Origin of the sequence: Streptomyces niphimycinicus (assembly GCF_018883605.1) — a bacterium.
Taxonomy (GTDB): domain Bacteria; phylum Actinomycetota; class Actinomycetes; order Streptomycetales; family Streptomycetaceae; genus Streptomyces; species Streptomyces niphimycinicus.
Genome location: NZ_JAHLEM010000918.1, coordinates 1 through 3,438, shown reverse-complemented (window position 1 = coordinate 3,438; position 3,438 = coordinate 1). Strand labels below are relative to the sequence as shown.

Genomic DNA, 3,438 nt, shown 5'->3' with positions numbered 1-3,438 from the left:
CGCCGACGGCCGTTCTGGCCCGCGCCCTGTCCGGCCTCGGCTTCACGGCGGAGGCGCTGCCCACCGGCACGGGCGACTCGCCCGGCCCCTCGGCCGAGCGGATCGAGGCGGCGGTCGCGGCGGCGCGGGGGCGGGACGCGGTGATCGTGGCGACGTACGACATCGCGGCCGGATCCACCCAGCGCACCCTGGTGGCGCGGCTGGTGGCCACCGGGGTGCCGGTGGTGCATCTGGCGCTGCGCGATCCGTACGACATCGCACGGCTGGGCGGACGCGGCACGGAGCCCGCCGCGTCGCTGGCCACGTACTGCTGGACGAATGTGGAGCTGCGCGCCGCCGCCCGGGTGATCGCGGGGCGGGTCACTCCGCAAGGCAGGCTGCCGGTCGCGGTGCGGCGCGCGGACGACCCGTCCCGGGTGCTGTACCCGATCGGGCACGGGCTGGGGTATTGAGCGCCGGTCAGATCACCGAGCGGATCGTGCCGCCGTCCACGCGGAGCGTGGCGCCGCTGACGTAGGCGCCGTACGGACCGGCCAGATAGGCGACGGCGCCCGCGATCTCCTCGGGGCGGCCGAATCGGCCGATGTCGTTGGGCACGAAGTCGCGCGCGGCGTTGGGCTCGATCTCCTCCCAGGACACGCCCCAGCCGTGCTCCGGCGCGAGATCGGTCACCAGCTCCTTCACCGAGTCGACGAGAATCGCCCCGGGAGAGACCACGTTGGACGTCACCCCGGTGTCCTTCAGCTCGCGCGCCAGCGAGACGGCGAGGTTGTGACGGGCGGCGAGCGTGGCGTTGTAGTGGGGCTGCTCGGGCATCGGCTGCGAGGCGAGGCCGCCGCCGATCTGGATCACCCGGCCCCAGCCGCGCTCGCGCATCCCCGGCACCAGCCGCTGGATCATGCGTACGGCGGAGATCACGTTGATCTCGTACAGATGGGCCCACATGGCCGGGGTGGCCTCGGACCAGCGGTGCGGATGGCCGTACGCACCGGCGTTGTTGACCAGGATGTCGGCCTCACCGGCGACAGCGGCCACCGCGTCGGCGCCCCGGTCCGTGGCGAGGTCGCCGACCGCCGCGGCGGCCGCGCCGATCTCCTCCGCCACCCTGTGGGTCCGGGCCTCGTCCCGGCCGTGCACCACGACATCGGCGCCCTCGGCGGCGAGCAGCCGGGCGATCGCCGCGCCGAGCCCGGAGCTGGAACCGGTCACGAGGGCCCGGCGGCCCGTCAGCTTCAGGTCCATCGCGGTGTCCTTCGATCATGTCCACGGATATGGACCCAGTTTGCCCGCGAAGAGGGTGTCCGCCGGGGCGGACACCCTCTTCGCCACGAATGGGCTCGCTTACGGCCGCAGGGCCGGTCCGCGCTCGACCTCATGGCGGTCCAGCCTGGCGTCATGCCGGGCGAGCGGCCGGCTGGTCGGGCTGACGCCCGCCCACCGCTGCACCTCCGCCGTGGCCTCGGCCTTCTCCTCGCCCGTGAGCTGGGCGATGCTGGAGCCGTGGTTGCCACCGGCGACCGTGTAGACGTAGGAGTCCTTGGCGCCCTTGCCGACCCGGAAGCGCTCGGCGCCCCACGGGTCGTTCTGGCCGTAGACGAAGAGCATCCGCCGTGCGTCATGCCGCACCCAGTTGTCGACGTCCCGCATCACGCCCTGCTTGAAGCGCATCGGGATGTCGCGCGGCACATAGTTGCGCGGGGCGTAGATGCCGGGGTAGCGCAGCAGCCCGTCCAGATGCGGGGTCTTGAAGGTGGGCGAGCCCAGCTCGGTGCCCGCCTGGTAGTAGTACGGCGTGTAGGTCTCCAGGCCCTGGTCGGTGTAGGCGGAGAAGCCCGAGATCTCGTCGATGAAGCCGTACAGCTCGTCGGTCGACGCGGTCGGGGCGGGGACGTCCGCGCAGTCCTTCAGCAGGTGGTACTGCCAGAAGGCCCACACCAGGTCCAGGACGACGTTCTCGTACGCCTTGTCGGCGCTGCCGACGACGGTGAAGGTCTGCTTCTCGTCGTCCGCCCACTTCTGGTAGCGCTTCACGATCTCGTCGCGCCGCACCAGCGCCTCGCGCTGCACCGCGTTGAGCTTGGTGCGGCATTCGGCCGTGCCGACGCCCGCGAAGAAGCGGTCGTAGGCGGAGTCCTCGTTGTTGACCACGTCGTTGGGCGCGACATACGCGACGGTGCCGTCCATGTCGTGCGGGTAGAAGCGGCGGTAGTAGGTGGCCGTCATACCGCCCTTGCTGCCGCCGGTGGCCAGCCACTTCTTGCCGTAGATGGGCTTCAGGGCCCGGTAGAGGCGGTGCTGGTCGCTCGCGGCCTGCTGGATGTCCAGCTTGGACCAGTCGGCGGGCTGGGGCCGGGAGGGAGTGAAGAAGCGGTACTCCATGGACACCTGGTTGCCGTCCACCAGTTGCGTCGGCTCACTGCGGCGCGGTGCGGTGGTGACGTTGTAGCCCGAGGTGTAGAAGACCGTGGGCCGGTCGGTGGCCTTGTGCAGCAGGGTGAACCGCTGCGGATAGGTGCCCTTGGAGGGATGCCGGTGGTCCACCGGCTGGGCGTAGGTGAAGACGAGGAAGCGATAGCCCTCATAGGGCTGTTCCGCCACGAAACGCATCCCGGGAATCGCCAGGACGCGCTCCTTGATGTCCGGCTGGGCGGGGGCGGCCTGCTCCGCGGACGCGCCTCCGGCGCCCGCACCGACCGCCCCCATCAGTATCGCGAGCGCCAACAGCCATCTGAGCATCTTGCGCATGCACCCTCCCCTTGTTGCCGTCATGACCCTTACGGCCCGAAAATTCGCACAGGCCGTCGAGAACCTATCCGGGCACACACTCGGGTCGCCAGAGGTCGTCGGTGCTCCAACAGGACGCCGAATACGGAGAGTTGTTACCGTCGCCCTCTTTCGTAGCGGGCTGTGATGGCTCATGCTTCCTGTATGGACCGAGACGAACGGCACGACCGGAGTGAACGGGCCGAGCGGCTGACGCGGTATCTGAACGAATTGCAGGAACGAATCGATCCCCGCTCGCTCGAGCTGCTGATGCGGCTGCTGCGCGAGTTGAGCACCTCACCGGCCGTCCGCGGGGGGACATACGAGCTCGGTATGGGGCCGGAGGAGAAAGAGCTGTTCACCCCCGCCCTCCAAGCCGAGCTGCTGGTGCTGTTCGGCCTGCTCACCTCCCAGGACGAGCGGGTGGTGGTCGACCTCGGCGACAGCCCGCACGCCAAGGGCATGAAGGTGCTGGTGCCTCAGGAGCGGGCCGGGGACCCCGATTTCCTGCACCGCCACAAGCAGCGGGTGGCGGCCGAGGCGGAGCAGCGGGAGCAGGACCGGCGGGAGGTGGAGGCCATCGCGAGGGCCAGCGGCATGGAACCGTGATGTTACCGTACGTAACAGCGGGCGAACGCTGAGCGTCACCGCCGTACGGCGGATGACCGGTGCACA

The 3,438-nt window shown here is 70.2% G+C and carries 4 protein-coding genes; 2 read left to right on the top strand and 2 right to left on the bottom strand.

Features of this window, described 5'->3' with window-relative positions; translation table 11 throughout:
* Window positions 1–452, top strand: a 452-nt coding sequence (locus tag KN815_RS45375; RefSeq protein WP_216347640.1) for a glycoside hydrolase family 3 C-terminal domain-containing protein, incomplete at its 5' end; no start/stop codon positions are given.
* 7 nt (window positions 453–459) lie between these two features.
* Here KN815_RS45375 and KN815_RS45370 read toward each other — a convergent pair.
* A complete protein-coding gene (locus tag KN815_RS45370) occupies window positions 460–1,242 on the bottom strand; it encodes an SDR family NAD(P)-dependent oxidoreductase (RefSeq protein WP_216347639.1) in 783 nt (260 codons plus the stop codon).
* Between the two features lie 99 nt (window positions 1,243–1,341).
* A complete protein-coding gene (locus tag KN815_RS45365; protein ID WP_216347638.1) occupies window positions 1,342–2,745 on the bottom strand; it encodes a S28 family serine protease in 1,404 nt (467 codons plus the stop codon).
* 183 nt (window positions 2,746–2,928) lie between these two features.
* On the opposite strand from KN815_RS45365, the gene KN815_RS45360 reads away from it, so the two are divergent.
* On the top strand, window positions 2,929–3,372 hold the full coding sequence (locus tag KN815_RS45360) for a hypothetical protein (RefSeq protein WP_078641555.1): 444 nt from the start codon (window positions 2,929–2,931) through the stop codon (window positions 3,370–3,372).
* Window positions 3,373–3,438: the final 66 nt, after the last annotated feature.

Bases quoted from the DNA above. Each gene is read 5' to 3' on its own strand.
- KN815_RS45370 (WP_216347639.1), bottom strand. From the start codon at position 1,242: ATGGACCTGAAGCTGACGGGCCGCCGGGCCCTCGTGACCGGTTCCAGC.
- KN815_RS45360 (WP_078641555.1), top strand. From the start codon at position 2,929: ATGGACCGAGACGAACGGCACGACCGGAGTGAACGGGCCGAGCGGCTG.
- KN815_RS45365 (WP_216347638.1), bottom strand. From the start codon at position 2,745: ATGCGCAAGATGCTCAGATGGCTGTTGGCGCTCGCGATACTGATGGGG.